The organism is Ectopseudomonas composti (genome assembly GCF_900115475.1).
GTDB lineage: Bacteria > Pseudomonadota > Gammaproteobacteria > Pseudomonadales > Pseudomonadaceae > Aquipseudomonas > Aquipseudomonas composti.
This window is the reverse complement of record NZ_FOWP01000006.1, coordinates 257879-271323: the sequence shown is the minus strand read 5'-3', so window position 1 is coordinate 271323 and position 13445 is coordinate 257879. Positions and strand designations below refer to the sequence as shown.

The window sequence follows — 13445 nt, the reverse complement described above, 5'->3', positions numbered from 1 at the left end:
CACACCACTGAACACATCCTGCTCTGTGCAAGTAAATCAGACACCTGGCTAGAACATGCCCGCTCAGACGAACGGCAAGCCACAGGCGACTATGCTGAGAACACCTCCCCAGGCGCCGGCTGATCTGCATCAAGGCCTGCACCGGACAGAACCTGCAGACTCACCTCCTCATCACGACGAGGACAGCACCATGGCCCTGCTCACCTTCATCGGCGCGATCCAACAAGTCACGGGTTCCTGCTATCTGCTAGAGAGCCGTGATGGCGCCAAGGTCTTGCTCGAATGCGGCATGCACCAAGGCCGTCGCCAGGAGGAGGATCAGAATCGCACCGCCTTCCCCTTCGATCCCCAAACGCTGGATGCCGTGGTCATCTCCCACGCCCATCTCGATCACAGTGGACTGCTACCGCGCCTGGTAGCCGAGGGATATCGCGGCCCGATTCATGCCACCGAAGCCAGCTGCGAACTGCTCGAGCTGATGCTGCTGGACTCCGCCTTTCTCCAGGAAAAGGACGCCGAGTGGGAAAACCGCTGGCGCGCACGCCAGGGCAAGCCGGCGGTCAAACCGCTGTATACCGTCGCCAATACCGAACAGGCCCTTAGTCAGCGCCGCGCACATGCCTATGGTGCAATGGTCGAGGTGGCCAAGGGCGTGCAGGTCACCTTCCACAATGCAGGCCATATTCTTGGCTCGGCCATCGTCGAGATTCAGGTACAAGACCATCATCTGCAGCGCCATCTGGTGTTTTCCGGTGACCTGGGCAATACCTGCTCACCGCTGATGCAGGCACCTGTGCAACTGAGGCAGGCCGATGTACTGCTGATGGAATCGACCTACGGCGACCGTGATCACCGCCCCAGCGAACAAACCCTGGAAGAGCTGGCAGAGATTCTCCAGCAGGCTCACAAGGAAGGCGGCAACGTGCTGATCCCGTCGTTCGCCGTCGGCCGCACCCAGGACCTGATCTACTACCTCGGCCGCTTCTACCAGGAGGGCCGGCTACCGCAACAGGCGGTGTTCCTCGACAGCCCCATGGCCATCCGCGCCAATGCCATCTACAGCCACTTCCACGACCAGTTTGCGGCCGAGGATCGCGCCACACTGTCCGCCAAGGGGGTAAAACGCGTCGAAGACTGGCTGCCGATCCTGCGCTGTACACCAACAGCCGAAGAGTCGATGGCGATCAACCGGATCAACAGCGGCGCGATCATCATCGCCGGCGCCGGCATGTGCAATGGTGGGCGCATCGTCCATCACTTCAAGCACAACCTCTGGCGCGAGAACTGTCACCTGGTTTTCCCTGGCTTCCAGGCCAAGGGCACGCTCGGGCGGCTGATCGTCGACGGTGCTGAAATAGTCAAGGTGCTGCATCAGCGCATCGCGGTGAAAGCCAAGGTGCATACCCTCGGCGGCTTCTCGGCCCACGCTGGGCAATCACAATTGCTCGACTGGGCCAGCCAGTTCACCCATCACCCCGAGCTGTATCTGGTGCATGGCGAGCTGGAGAAGATGCAGGCTCTGCAACAAGCCCTGCGCGAACGCCTGAACTGGATCGCCAACATTCCCGAGCCAGGAGAACAGATCGCCCTGTAATCGACGCTTACGAAAAGGCCGCAACGAAACGGCAGCCTGCCTGTGGCAAGCTGCTTAACACTCCATAATCAAGGAACCGGCCAGGGCGAGACGCTTCAAGCGTTTTGCCAGCCAAGAAGAGGAGAGTTTCCATGCCCTTTGAACCGGACGACTATCTGTCCCGCCACGTGCAAACCAGCGAAGTCGACCTCACCAGCAAGGTGGACGAGCTGGTTGCGCTGGCAGCCCCGGGCAACAGCCCCAACCTGTCGCTGTACCGCGAAATGCTCACCACCGTGATCCACATGGCCCAGGCAGACCGCAACCGCTGGGACGCCAAGATCATGATGCAGACCCTGCGCGAAATGGAGCGCGCCTTCGGCGTGCTTGAGCAGTTGAAACGCAGACGCAAGGTCACGGTGTTCGGTTCGGCGCGCACGCCTGCCGATCACCCCCTGTATCAGCAAGCACGAGAGCTCGGCGCGCTACTGGCACACCGCGACCTGATGGTAGTCACCGGTGCTGGTGGCGGCATCATGGCTGCTGCCCACGAAGGCGCCGGCACGGAAAACAGCCTGGGGTTCAATATCACCCTGCCCTTCGAGCAAGCGGCCAACGCCACGATGCGCGGCAGTCATCACCTGCTGTCGTTTCACTTCTTCTTTCTGCGCAAGCTGTTCTTCGTCAAGGAAGCCGATGGCCTGGTGCTCTGCCCCGGCGGCTTCGGCACGCTCGACGAGGCGCTGGAAGTACTGACGCTGATCCAGACCGGCAAGAGCCCGCTGGTACCCGTGGTGCTGCTCGATCAACCAGGCGGAAGCTACTGGAAAGACGCGCTGGACTTTATCCGCCGGCAGCTCGGCGATAACGGCTACATCCTGCCCACCGACCTAAACCTGATGCACCTGGTCTACAGCGCCGAAGAAGCCGTGGATGAAATCGCCAACTTCTACCGCAACTTCCACTCCAGCCGCTGGCTCAAGGAGCGCTTCGTTATTCGCCTCAACCATCCGCTCAACGAGGCCACTCTGGCGAAGCTGCACAGCGACTTCGCCAGCCTGTGCAAGGAAGGTGGCTTCACCCAACAGCCTTATTGCGAACAGGAACGTGACGAACCGGAACTCTGCCACCTGACCCGGCTGGCGTTCGCTTTCAATGGACGCGACTATGGTCGCTTGCGCGCGCTGCTCAATGTGGTCAACGAGCCGAAAAATTGGGCAACCTGAACAGACGCGTTGCCGTAGCCCGGATGCAATCCGGGGATATTGCCCTCTCGCCATTCCCGGATTGCATCCGGGCTACATAAAGCAAGAAGCCCAGCATCAGCTGGGCTTCTTTTCGACTGCATGCCTGTCAGGCGTTACCGGCGACTTTCATCCGAGCGGCCTGGGTGAAGTCGAGCATGCGCTTGAGCGGCTTGATCGCCTTGGGAATCAACGCCGGGTCGACGTGAATCTCGCCAGAACCCTGACGCAAGCCGTTCAACACCCGCTCCAGGGTGTTCATCGCCATCCACGGGCAGTGCGCACAGCTGCGGCAGGCGGCACCGTTACCGGCAGTCGGCGCCTCGATGAAGGTCTTGTCCGGGCACAGCTGCTGCATCTTGTAGAAGATGCCGCGGTCGGTGGCGACGATGAAGGTGGAGTTCGGCAGGGTCTGCGCCGCCTTGATCAACTGACTGGTCGAGCCCACTGCATCGGCCAGCTCAACCACATTCAGCGGTGATTCGGGGTGCACCAGAATCGCGGCATCCGGGTACAGCGCCTTCATGTCCAGCAATTGCTTGGACTTGAACTCCTCGTGCACGATGCAGGCGCCATCCCACAGCAGCATGTCGGCACCGGTCTCGCGCTGAATGTAGTTACCCAGGTGCTTGTCTGGCGCCCAAATGATGGTCTCGCCGTTGTCCATCAGGCTCTCGACGATCTCCAGCGCGCAACTGGAGGTCACCACCCAGTCGGCGCGCGCTTTCACCGCGGCCGAGGTGTTGGCGTAGACCACCACGGTACGCTCCGGGTGCTGATCGCAAAAGGCCGAGAATTCGTCCACCGGGCAGCCCAGGTCAAGCGAGCAAGTCGCCTCCAGAGTCGGCATCAGTACGCGCTTTTCCGGGTTGAGGATCTTCGCTGTCTCGCCCATGAACTTGACCCCGGCGACCACCACGGTCTGCGCCGGGTGCTGATTGCCAAAGCGGGCCATTTCCAGGGAGTCGGAAACGCAGCCACCGGTTTCCTCTGCCAGCGCCTGGATGACCGGATCGCAGTAATAGTGCGCCACCAGCACCGCGTTCTGCTTCTTCAGCTCGGCGGCGATTTCACGGCGATAGAAGGCCTCTTCCTCGGCGGTCAGCGGCTTGGGCTGTTTGGCATCGAGGTGGGCTTGAACCAGAAGGCGTTCGGAAATCTGCGTCATGTCATCGAACCTGCGGCGCTCTTGAGCGAGCTGCGAGTATACCCCCTGGTTGCCCATCGCCACAGGCGGGGCAACATCGGCCAGCGGGCTTTTCCGAGAGCAAAAAAAAGCCAGTCTCACGACTGGCTTTTGCGATCTGGTGGGTCGTGTAGGATTCGAACCTACGACCAATTGGTTAAAAGCCAACTGCTCTACCAACTGAGCTAACGACCCAACGCGAGGCGCATGATACTGATTTAATTCAGGAAATCAACACTTCGCGAAAACTTTTTAGAAGTAGCGGGTTACATCAGGTACGCCAGCAGCGGCGAAACCGGCCGCGCGCAGACGGCAGCTGTCGCACTTGCCGCAGGCACGGCCGTCATCATCGGCCTGATAGCAGGAAACCGTCAGCGCGTAATCCACGCCCAAACGCATACCGGCCTGGATAATCTCGCCCTTGCTCATCTGCTGCAGCGGCGCGCGGATGGTAAAGCCCTGCCCTTCCACGCCGGCCTTGGTCGCCAGGTTGGCCATGCGCTCGAAGGCTTCGACGAACTCCGGTCGGCAATCCGGGTAGCCCGAGTAATCCACGGCATTGACGCCGATGAAGATATCGCGCGCCTCCAGCACCTCTGCCCAACCCAGCGCGAGCGCCAGAAACACCGTATTGCGCGCCGGCACGTAAGTCGCAGGGATACCCTCGGTGGGCGCTTCGGGCACCGCAATACGACTGTCGGTCAGCGCTGAGCCACCGATGCCATTGAGGTTGAGGCCGATGACCTTGTGCTCGACCACGCCCAACTGACGAGCCACACGCTCGGCCGCCTGCAACTCGGCGCGATGGCGCTGCCCGTAGTCGAAACTCATGCTGTAGCAGGTATAGCCTTCGGCCTTGGCCATGGCGACCACAGTGGCCGAATCCAGCCCTCCGGAAAGGAGGATGACCGCGTTCTTTTCGCTCATGTTCAATGTCCTGGCTCGTCGTTCCAGAGGATCTTGTGCAACTGCAGTTGCAGACGTACTGGCAGGTTGTCCACCACTATCCACTCCGCTAACGCCCGAGCGTCGACCTGCTGATGGCTGGGCGAGAACAGCACCTCGTCGGCACGGGCTGCCAGGCCATGCTCGATCAGCTTGGATACCGCCCAGTCGTAATCCTCACGCGAACAGATGACGAACTTGACCTGATCGTTACGGGTCAGCCACTGAATGTTCTCGTAGCGGTTACGCTGCACTTCGGCCGAGCCTGGCGTCTTCAGGTCGAGCACCTTGCTGACCCGCGGGTCGACAGCGGATACGTCAAGCGCTCCACTGGTCTCCAGCGACACTTCATAGCCGGCGTCGCACAGACGCGTAAGCAGGGGAATGCAGTTGGGTTGGGCCAACGGCTCGCCGCCGGTGACGCAGACATAACGCGGCCGATAGGCGCTTACCTGGTCAAGGATGCTGTCCAGGGTGACGATCTCGCCGCCACTGAAGGCGTAGGCAGTGTCACAGTACTGACAGCGCAGGGGGCAGCCGGTCAGGCGCACGAATACTGTCGGCAAGCCGGCGGTACGCGTCTCCCCCTGCAACGAGTAGAAAATCTCGGTGATGCGCAGGGTTTCTTGCATGGTAGCCACGTGCGTGATGACGAAACAGGCCATCCGCCTCCGTTGCGTTGAAAGACAGGAACACAGGCCTGAGCCTGCATTCGACAGAGCGTGGAGGCAGGGACGTCAGCCGAGCTGAAACCGTGCCTCACACACGAGCGCACATTCTAATGGAAGTGGCTGAACGACAGAAAAGAAAAACCCGCGACAGGCGCGGGTTCTTTCATGACACTCAGGCTTACAGGCGCTGCAGATCACGCTGAGCCAACTGAGCGGCCGAACTGCCTGGATACTGGGCGATGACCTGCTGAAGAATACCGCGGGCCTTGTCGTTGTGACCTAGGCGGCGCTCGACATCGGCCAGTTTGAACAGAGAATCCGGCACCTTGGCGTGGCTTGGGTAGGCCTGGCTGACCTTGGCAAAAGCCTGACCGGCGGCTTGCAGGTCGCCCTTGGCCAGATTCACTTCACCCAACCAGTACTGCGCGTTGCCGGCGTACTGGCTGCTGGGATAACGATTGAGAAAGGCAGCGAATGCCTGCGATGCCTTGTCGAAGTCCTTGGCCTTGATCAGGTCGAAGGCGGCATCGTAATAGAGTTTTTCCTTGGCCGGATCACCCGGCTCGGCGCTGCCCTGCTGTTGCGCGGCAGGCGGCGTCGGCGTGCCATTGGCGCTTACTGCACCATCGGCTGAATTCTGTGCGGGAGCTCCACCGGCGGCAGCACCGGAAGAAATACGTTGATCCAGATCCTGGTAACGCTCCAGACCTTCCTGCTTGAGGCGCTGGATTTCATTTTGCTGTTCTTCAACCATGCCACGCAGTTGCGCAATTTCCTGCTGCATCTGCTCAAGTTGGTTGAACAACATACCCTGCGCAGAAGCGGGCGCTTGCGCACCCGCTCCGGCGGAGGAGCCGGTCGTACCATAACCCGCCGGTGGATAGCTGCTGCCCTGTTGCATGGAGCTGCTTTCCAGTACGGGAACTTCCGCCATCGCCGCGAGCGGCAAGGCGAGCGTCAGAACGGTCAGGATACGACGGCAATCTCGCATGGCAGCTTACTTACGCAGCTCTACGCGACGGTTCTGAGCCCAGGACTGCTCGTCGTTGCCAGTGGCAACCGGACGCTCTTCGCCGTAGGAAACCAGTTCCAGCTGAGCCGGGGAAACGCCTTGCAGCACCAGGTAGCGTTGAACAGCCTTGGCACGACGCTCGCCCAGAGCCATGTTGTACTCACGGGTACCGCGCTCGTCAGCGTGGCCTTCCAGAACGACGCGAGCGCCGTTGCCTTTCAGGTCCTTGGCGTGTACGTCCAAAGCGCGCATGGCTTCGGCTTTCAGGTCGGAGCTGTCGTACTCGAAGTAGAAGGTGGTGATAGCGCGCAGAGCAGCTTCTTCGCTCAGGCTGCCATCAACAGCGCCAGTGTTGGCACCGTAACCAGCGTTCGGGTCAACAGCACCTTCGCCAGCAGCGTCGCCGCCTTTGGAGGAGCAACCTACGGCAACGGCGAGAGCCAGGGACAGTGCAGCGAACTTACCGAATTTCAGCATTTCCATCATGTAACTCCTAATGAACCCCAGTTGTGTTAAGCAAAAAGGTGTAGCGCCGCATCAGTTCAGGTAAGGGGACCAAGAAGGCTCTCGAACTTCGCCTTGAGCGGTAGGAAGAGGGAGCCTCACACGTCCATTGGTGGACGCTAACATCAAGACTCCCCGGCCCTGCTGGCGGGTGGCGTAGATTAGCATGGTGCCATTGGGCGCAACAGTGGGCGACTCATCCAAACTTGTGTCTGAAAGTATGCGCAAACGGTTGGTTTCCAGGTCCTGTGCAGCCACCTTGAACACGGTAAAACCATCCTGGCGATGGATCATCACCAGGGTTTTCTCATCCGCCGACAATTTCGGGTTGGCGTTGTAGTTACCGACGAAGGTCACTCGCTCCACTGCCCCGCTATTGATGTTGGTCTTGTAGATCTGCGGTTTACCCGCACGATCCGAGGTGAAGTAAAGGGTCTGACCATCCTTGCCCCAGAAGGGTTCGGTATCGATGGCGTAATGGTTGGTGACTCGACGTGTCTGCCGGCTGCCCATATCCATCACATAAATTTCTGGGTTGCCATCTTTGGACAGTACGAAGGCCAGGCGACTGCCATCCGGAGACCAGGCGGGCGCACCATTGAGACCTTCGAAATTGGTGATCTGCTCGCGGCGGCCGGTATCGATGTGCTGCACGAAGATGCGCGGACGGCGCTGCTCGAACGACACGTACGCAATACGACGACCATCGGGCGCGAAAGATGGCGACAGGATCGGCTCACGCGACTGCAGCAGGGTCACCGCACGAGCACCATCGTAGTCGGAGCGCTGCAGGGTATAACGGGTGTTGTTGGTCCCCATGCGCTCTGCAGTGACGTAGAGCATGCGCGTGGAGAACGCACCCTTGACACCAGTGAGCTTCTCGAACGACTGATCGGCGATATGGTGAGCCATGTCGCGCAGTTGGTCGGTACCACCACCGACATTGCCGGTCATGACCTGCTGCTCGGTGTTGACGTTGAACAGCGCATATTGAATCTGCAAGCGACCACCGTTGGGCACGATGTTACCCACCAGCACGTACTGGGCTCCCAGTGCTTTCCAGTCGCGATAAATGACTTCGCCGGCCTGGGTCGGCAGACTGATCATGTTTTGCCGCGGGATGGGCTCGAAGTAGCCGGAGTTGCGCAGGTCATTGCCGATGATCTGCGACATGTCCTCGGGCAGTACCGAACCACCCTGCCAGCCGAAAGGCACGACGGCGATAGGGGTGGCACGGTCAGCGCCTTGGGAAATCACCAGCGGATCGGCCGCCTGGACGCTACCGACCAGCATGACCAGCCCCAGCAGGGCGATACGAATCAGGGTATTCACAGAGCTCAATCCTCCGGTTTGAAAATAACGCGACGCTGCCTGTACATACGGTCGAAGGTAGCGCGATCCAATTGTTGCATCTCGGGAATACGCCCGACGTTACGCACTGCAGCCACGGCCGAGTTATCGAACGGCGCATCGCCACTGGAGCGCGATACGCTGGCGTTGGTCACGGTGCCGTCGGGTAGCATCTGAATCAGCAGCTCGACGCTCATGCCACGGCGCGCCGACATCGGTCGCTGCCAGTTCTCGGTGATCAGCTTGATGATCAGATCATCAAGGTTGCCGGCTACCTGGTCGCCATGCGTCTCGGCCAGGGCCTGCTGGTTCTGCACGTTGTCCGACAGCAATTCTGCCAACGCTGCCGCCTTCTGATCCTCGGCGGCCTTGCGCCGTGCATCTTCAGCCTTGCGTTTGGCATCCTCGGCGGCTTTCTTCTTCGCAGCCTCGGCAGCAGCCTTTTTCTTGGCCTCTTCCGCTGCTTTCTTCTTCGCGTCCTCGGCAGCCTTCTTCTTGGCGTCCTCAGCGGCTTTTTTCTTCGCCTCTTCCTCGGCACGCTTCTTGGCGATATCCGCCTGGCGCTGCTGCTCGGCGGCCTTCTCGGTCTCGGCTTTCTTCGCTGCGTCGGCCTTTCGAGCCTCTTCAGCCTGCTTTTGTTCCTCGGCTTTCTTGGCCGCGGCTACCTTCTGTGCCTCGGCCTGAGCCTGCTTCTGCTCTTCAGCCTTCTTCTGTTCCAGCCTTTCGGTCTCGAACTGCGGAGCAGAAGTCTTCTGCGCTTCGCCCGCCACCTTTTGCGTGGTTTGCGTGGTGGCCTGGCTCTGCGACTGCAACTGATACAGGGTAGCCTGTACCACCGGGCGCGCTGGCGGCAGTTCCGGGGTGAAGGCGAAGCTGACGAACAGCATGGCGAACATCAGGACGTGCAAACCCACGGCCCAGACGATTGGCCAGAAATAGCTTTCCGATTGCGGACGCTCGGTTTGCTGCATCAGGGAGCCTCGGTAATCAATCCGACGTTACCGACGTCGGCCTGCTGCAAGCCACCCATGGCCGCCATCACGGTGCCGTAATCCACCGACTTGTCGCCACGCACGAATACTTGCACCTTCTTACCCTGACGACGATTCTCGGCAATGATCGCCGAAACTGCCTGAGTCATCTGCGGCAGCGTGGAGGCGCGCTCCTGTTCGGTGTCGACGTCGACCTCGCTACCCATGTTCCAGTAGTAGGTCTTGTCGGCCTTGATCGAGATGGTCAGTACCTGCGCGTCGTTGTCCTGCGGCAGCGCTTCACTGCTGACCTTGGGCAAGTCGACCTTGACCCCCTGATTGAGCATCGGTGCGGTGACCATGAAGATGACCAGCAGTACCAACATCACGTCGATGTAGGGCACCACGTTCATCTCGGCGACCGGTTTGCGTCTGTTGCGAATTCTCGCCATGGTTAAAACCTGTCCTCTTCGCTCGCCTTAGTCTTCCGAGGTGTGCACTTTGCGGTGCAGGATGGCCTGGAACTCGTCGGCGAAGGTGTAGTAACGACCGATCAGCATCTCGCTGCGGGCAGAGAAGCGGTTGTAGGCGATAACAGCCGGAATCGCTGCGAACAGACCGATGGCGGTAGCAATCAGCGCTTCGGCAATACCCGGTGCCACGGTGGCAAGCGTGGCTTGCTGCACCTGAGCCAGACCGCGGAAGGAGTTCATGATGCCCCATACGGTACCGAACAGACCGATATACGGACTGGTTGAACCAACAGTGGCGAGAAATGGCAACGCGGTTTCCAGCTTCTCTTCCTCGCGTGAGATGGCCACACGCATGGCACGGGCCACACCGTCCATCACGGCATCCGGGTCAACGCCCTGCTGCTGACGCAGACGGGAGAACTCCTTGAAGCCTGCACGGAAGATCTGCTCCAGACCGGAGTCCGGATCAGGGTTGCTGCCCGCCTGGCGATACAGCTTGGACAGGTCGATGCCGGACCAGAAACGATCCTCAAAGTTGTCCAGGGCACGCTTGGCGGCGCGAATCGAATTACTGCGCTGGAAGATCATCACCCAGGAAATGACCGAAGCGGCCACCAGGGTCAGCATCACCAACTGCACCACGAAGCTGGCGTTACTGATCAGACTCCACATCGACATATGGTCAACGGCGTTAGCTTCCACGCTTACTCTCCTGCTGCAATTAAACCCGGCGCCTGCGTCCCGGCGAACGCATGTCGCAGGGTGTCGGGGATGGCCCGGGGTTTCAAGTTGTCGGCGCGCACACAGGCCACCAGAAACTGCCCTTCACAGAGCAGCACATCATCCGCAGCCCGCCTGACCTGTTGACGAAAACGCAGGCTGGCACGGTTCAATTCGATCACATCGGCGCTGATCACCAGTTCGTCATCCAGACGCGCCGGCGCGTGATAACGCGCCTCGGCAGAATGCACAACGAACAACAGGCCCTCACCAGCAAGCGTCGACTGGGCATAACCCAGCTCACGCAGGCGCTCGGTGCGAGCCCGCTCCATGAATTTGAGGTAGTTGACGTAGTAGACGATGCCGCCCGCATCGGTGTCTTCGTAATAGACCCGGCAGCGGTGGCTGAACGGCTGCACTTCGTTTGGCGCGCGCATACTCTAGTCCCCGGCCTGCTGCTTGCCAATCCGGGCTGGTAACAATTTTTTCGTCATTCGTCACCTGCCGATAAATGATCGCCACTTGGCTGCTCTCCGGCACGCTTCGGGATATTCAGCCCGAAGTGCAGGTAGGCATGACGATTGACCACGCGACCTCGCGGCGTGCGCATCATGTAGCCCTGCTGAATCAGGTAAGGCTCGAGCACGTCCTCGATGGTATGACGCTCTTCGCCAATGGCCGCCGCCAGGCTATCGAGCCCCACCGGACCGCCGTCAAACTTCTCGATCATGGCCAGCAGCAGACGACGGTCGGAATGGTCGAAACCGCGCTCATCGACGTCCAGCAGATTCAGCGCCTGATCAGCGATCAACTGCGTGATATGACCGTTACCACGCACTTCGGCGAAGTCACGCACACGGCGCAACAGACGGTTGGCGATACGCGGCGTACCACGCGCGCGACGGGCGATTTCATAGGCACCCTTGGCCTCGATGGGCAGGCCGAGAATCCCGGCGGAGCGAGAGACGATGGTGGCCAGGTCGTCGATGCCGTAGAACTCCAGGCGCTGGACGATGCCGAAGCGATCACGCAGCGGGTTGGTCAGCATGCCGGCACGCGTAGTGGCACCAACCAGGGTAAAGGGTGGTAGATCCAGCTTGATCGAGCGCGCCGCAGGGCCTTCGCCGATCATGATGTCGAGCTGGAAGTCTTCCATGGCCGGATACAGCACTTCTTCGACCACCGGGGAAAGGCGATGAATTTCGTCGATGAACAGCACATCGCCGCTTTCCAGGTTGGTCAGCAGCGCCGCCAGATCGCCGGGACGCTCAAGTACCGGACCGGAGGTGCTCTTGATCGAGCTGCCCATTTCCTCGGCGATGATATGGGCCAGGGTGGTCTTGCCCAGACCTGGCGGACCGAAGATCAGCGTATGGTCGAGCGCTTCCGCCCTGCCCCGTGCAGCCTGAATGAATAACGCCATCTGTTCACGCACGACGGGCTGACCGATGTAGTCGGCCAGGCGCAGTGGACGAATGGCCCTGTCCTGCTGCTCTTCGCGCTCGCGTGGGCTGGCGGTGATCAGGCGATCAGCTTCGATCATCAATAGGGTTCCACTAAACCATGCCGCGCAGGGCGCGTCGGATCAAATCTTCACTGCTCATACCATCCTCCTTGACAGCAGCAACGGCTCGACTGGCCTCCTGCGGCTTGTAACCGAGGGAGATGAGGGCACTGACGGCGTCATTCTCCGCGCTTGAGACTGCCTGAGCCAGTTGAGGTTCAACCACCAAGGGAGCAATGGACGGAATCGACTCCCAGGCCTTGAAGCGATCCTTGAGCTCGACCAACAAACGCTCGGCGGTTTTCTTGCCGACACCGGGCACCTTGACCAGCGCCGCCGTGTCCTGGGCCTGCACGCAGCGCACCAGCTCATCGACTTCCAGCCCCGACATCAAGGCCAGCGCCAGCTTAGGGCCAACCCCATTGAGACGGATCAGCTCGCGAAACAGCTCGCGCTCGCGCTTTTCGAAGAAGCCATACAGCAGATGCGCATCCTCACGCACCACCTGGTGGGTGTGCAGCGACAACGGCTCACCCACTGCCGGCAGACGATAAAGGGTGGTCATCGGGACTTCCAGCTCATAACCGACGCCATTCACATCCAGAAGCAAATGCGGCGGCTGCTTCTCCGCCAGGGTGCCGCGCAAACGTCCGATCACCGCTGTTTTCCTTTGATTCGATTACAAACGAAGACGACCGCCACGCCGCTTGGCGCCGGCCAACCCATGAGGAATGAGACTCTGCCGGTGGTGCGCATGGCACAACGCGATACCCAGAGCATCGGAGGCGTCGATCTGCGGTTTCTGCACCAGCTTGAGCAGGTGCATGACCATCATCATCACCTGCTGTTTATCCGCCGCGCCCGTACCGACCACGGCCTGCTTGACCTGGGTGGCGGTGTACTCACTGACTTCCAGCCCAGCCTCCACGGCGGCGACGATGGCGGCACCACGTGCCTGCCCCAGCTTGAGCGCCGAGTCGGCATTACGCGCCATGAACACCTGTTCGATACCCATGGTCACCGGGCCATGGGTGCGAATCACCTCGCTGACCCCGCGAAAGACGATCTGCAGGCGCTCGGCCAGCGGTCCGTTGCCGGTGCGAATGCAGCCCGACGCCACGTACTCGCAGCCACGCCCGGTGTCACGCACCACACCGTAACCAGTAATGCGCGAGCCTGGATCGATTCCTAGAATCAGGGTCATATCAGCAACTGTCTATTTATCCAGTTGGCGAGTATACGGGCCGCCCTCGGCAACGTCATCCGCCACGCGCTCGCCTGATGAAAAAAGC

15 protein-coding genes and 1 tRNA gene are annotated in these 13445 nt (G+C 60.4%); 2 read left to right on the top strand and 14 right to left on the bottom strand.

The annotated features are described in order from the left end of the window. The first annotated feature begins 190 nt into the window (after positions 1–190). Positions 191–1594 (top strand): MBL fold metallo-hydrolase RNA specificity domain-containing protein, encoded by a 1404-nt coding sequence (locus tag BM059_RS13725; RefSeq protein ID WP_074939295.1) that lies wholly within the window; start codon positions 191–193, stop codon positions 1592–1594. A 131-nt stretch (positions 1595–1725) separates the two neighbouring features. Continuing rightward, the gene (locus tag BM059_RS13720; protein ID WP_037005039.1) at positions 1726–2799 is read left to right on the top strand and encodes an LOG family protein; all 1074 of its coding nucleotides are present in this window, start codon (positions 1726–1728) and stop codon (positions 2797–2799) included. Positions 2800–2926: 127 nt separating this feature from the next. Here BM059_RS13720 and nadA read toward each other — a convergent pair whose 3' ends face one another. From nadA to ruvC, 14 genes are all read right to left on the bottom strand, one after another. Then, positions 2927–3985, bottom strand: a complete 1059-nt coding sequence (gene nadA, locus BM059_RS13715; protein WP_037003726.1) for a quinolinate synthase NadA — start codon at positions 3983–3985, stop codon at positions 2927–2929. A gap of 137 nt (positions 3986–4122) precedes the next feature. After that, a tRNA-Lys gene (locus BM059_RS13710) sits at positions 4123–4198 on the bottom strand. 57 nt (positions 4199–4255) lie between these two features. Continuing rightward, positions 4256–4930 (bottom strand): 7-cyano-7-deazaguanine synthase QueC, encoded by a 675-nt coding sequence (gene queC / locus BM059_RS13705; protein WP_074939291.1) that lies wholly within the window; start codon positions 4928–4930, stop codon positions 4256–4258. Between the two features lie 2 nt (positions 4931–4932). Beyond that, entirely contained in the window at positions 4933–5580 is a 648-nt protein-coding gene (gene queE, locus BM059_RS13700) for a 7-carboxy-7-deazaguanine synthase QueE (protein ID WP_074939377.1), read from the bottom strand. A gap of 217 nt (positions 5581–5797) precedes the next feature. Continuing rightward, complete coding sequence (gene ybgF / locus BM059_RS13695) at positions 5798–6610, bottom strand: tol-pal system protein YbgF (RefSeq protein ID WP_074939289.1); 813 nt, start codon at positions 6608–6610, stop codon at positions 5798–5800. 6 nt (positions 6611–6616) lie between these two features. Continuing rightward, complete coding sequence (gene pal / locus BM059_RS13690; protein ID WP_003241687.1) at positions 6617–7114, bottom strand: peptidoglycan-associated lipoprotein Pal; 498 nt, start codon at positions 7112–7114, stop codon at positions 6617–6619. Between the two features lie 54 nt (positions 7115–7168). Then, positions 7169–8467 (bottom strand): Tol-Pal system beta propeller repeat protein TolB, encoded by a 1299-nt coding sequence (gene tolB / locus BM059_RS13685; protein ID WP_037003721.1) that lies wholly within the window; start codon positions 8465–8467, stop codon positions 7169–7171. Between the two features lie 5 nt (positions 8468–8472). Beyond that, on the bottom strand, positions 8473–9459 hold the full coding sequence (tolA, locus tag BM059_RS13680; RefSeq protein ID WP_241766150.1) for a cell envelope integrity protein TolA: 987 nt from the start codon (positions 9457–9459) through the stop codon (positions 8473–8475). After that, the gene (gene tolR, locus BM059_RS13675) at positions 9456–9908 is read right to left on the bottom strand and encodes a protein TolR (protein ID WP_037003719.1); all 453 of its coding nucleotides are present in this window, start codon (positions 9906–9908) and stop codon (positions 9456–9458) included. Before tolR ends, tolA begins: the two co-directional genes overlap by 4 nt. 27 nt (positions 9909–9935) lie before the next feature. Continuing rightward, complete coding sequence (gene tolQ / locus BM059_RS13670) at positions 9936–10631, bottom strand: protein TolQ (RefSeq protein WP_037003717.1); 696 nt, start codon at positions 10629–10631, stop codon at positions 9936–9938. 2 nt (positions 10632–10633) lie between these two features. After that, complete coding sequence (ybgC, locus tag BM059_RS13665) at positions 10634–11086, bottom strand: tol-pal system-associated acyl-CoA thioesterase (RefSeq protein ID WP_074939287.1); 453 nt, start codon at positions 11084–11086, stop codon at positions 10634–10636. Positions 11087–11139: 53 nt separating this feature from the next. Further along, the gene (gene ruvB, locus BM059_RS13660; protein ID WP_074939285.1) at positions 11140–12192 is read right to left on the bottom strand and encodes a Holliday junction branch migration DNA helicase RuvB; all 1053 of its coding nucleotides are present in this window, start codon (positions 12190–12192) and stop codon (positions 11140–11142) included. A 13-nt stretch (positions 12193–12205) separates the two neighbouring features. Next, complete coding sequence (ruvA, locus tag BM059_RS13655) at positions 12206–12811, bottom strand: Holliday junction branch migration protein RuvA (protein ID WP_037003714.1); 606 nt, start codon at positions 12809–12811, stop codon at positions 12206–12208. A 21-nt stretch (positions 12812–12832) separates the two neighbouring features. Next, positions 12833–13357: a crossover junction endodeoxyribonuclease RuvC gene (gene ruvC / locus BM059_RS13650; protein ID WP_037003712.1), complete on the bottom strand. Its 525-nt coding sequence runs from the start codon at positions 13355–13357 to the stop codon at positions 12833–12835. Between the last annotated feature and the right edge of the window lie 88 nt (positions 13358–13445).

Coding starts and splice junctions, on each gene's coding strand:
- BM059_RS13725 (WP_074939295.1), top strand. CDS start 191: ATGGCCCTGCTCACCTTCATCGGCGCGATCCAACAAGTCACGGGTTCC.
- BM059_RS13720 (WP_037005039.1), top strand. CDS start 1,726: ATGCCCTTTGAACCGGACGACTATCTGTCCCGCCACGTGCAAACCAGC.
- nadA (WP_037003726.1), bottom strand. CDS start 3,985: ATGACGCAGATTTCCGAACGCCTTCTGGTTCAAGCCCACCTCGATGCC.
- queC (WP_074939291.1), bottom strand. CDS start 4,930: ATGAGCGAAAAGAACGCGGTCATCCTCCTTTCCGGAGGGCTGGATTCG.
- queE (WP_074939377.1), bottom strand. CDS start 5,580: ATGCAAGAAACCCTGCGCATCACCGAGATTTTCTACTCGTTGCAGGGG.
- ybgF (WP_074939289.1), bottom strand. CDS start 6,610: ATGCGAGATTGCCGTCGTATCCTGACCGTTCTGACGCTCGCCTTGCCG.
- pal (WP_003241687.1), bottom strand. CDS start 7,114: ATGGAAATGCTGAAATTCGGTAAGTTCGCTGCACTGTCCCTGGCTCTC.
- tolR (WP_037003719.1), bottom strand. CDS start 9,908: ATGGCGAGAATTCGCAACAGACGCAAACCGGTCGCCGAGATGAACGTG.
- ybgC (WP_074939287.1), bottom strand. CDS start 11,086: ATGCGCGCGCCAAACGAAGTGCAGCCGTTCAGCCACCGCTGCCGGGTC.
- ruvB (WP_074939285.1), bottom strand. CDS start 12,192: ATGATCGAAGCTGATCGCCTGATCACCGCCAGCCCACGCGAGCGCGAA.
- ruvC (WP_037003712.1), bottom strand. CDS start 13,357: ATGACCCTGATTCTAGGAATCGATCCAGGCTCGCGCATTACTGGTTAC.